The organism is Luteolibacter pohnpeiensis (assembly GCF_016595435.1).
GTDB lineage: Bacteria > Verrucomicrobiota > Verrucomicrobiia > Verrucomicrobiales > Akkermansiaceae > Luteolibacter > Luteolibacter pohnpeiensis.
Genome location: NZ_JAENIJ010000227.1, coordinates 1 through 357, shown reverse-complemented (window position 1 = coordinate 357; position 357 = coordinate 1). Strand labels below are relative to the sequence as shown.

General features: G+C 44.0%; 1 rRNA gene. It reads left to right on the top strand.

Annotated elements, in window-relative coordinates:
- Nucleotides 1-292: 292 nt before the first annotated feature.
- Nucleotides 293-357: ribosomal RNA gene (locus JIN85_RS22620) — 16S ribosomal RNA — on the top strand; the annotation flags it as partial.

Here is a 357-nt window from a genome sequence, read left to right as displayed (position 1 = left end):
CACCCGATCGGCTTTTTAGTCCCCTCGAAACAAGCTCTTTGATAGGATGGCTCAGCAATCACCATGCCAAATGGTGGTCGAGATCGCGAGATAATTGCGAAATTCACCACTTCATTTTAGGTTTTTGCTGGGAAGAGGAAAAAGATTAAATTGTGTGCCGCGTGATCATGAAAATGAAAGCGTGGCTACCGGATCCTTCGGGATCTGGTAAGGTCCTTAATGGATATGCATTCGAAACAAGAATGCGGGTTTGGACTAAGTAATATTTTTTAAATATTAACAGCCAAACCATTTTACGGAGAGTTTGATTCTGGCTCAGAACGAACGCTGGCGGCGTGTTTAAGACATGCAAGTCGC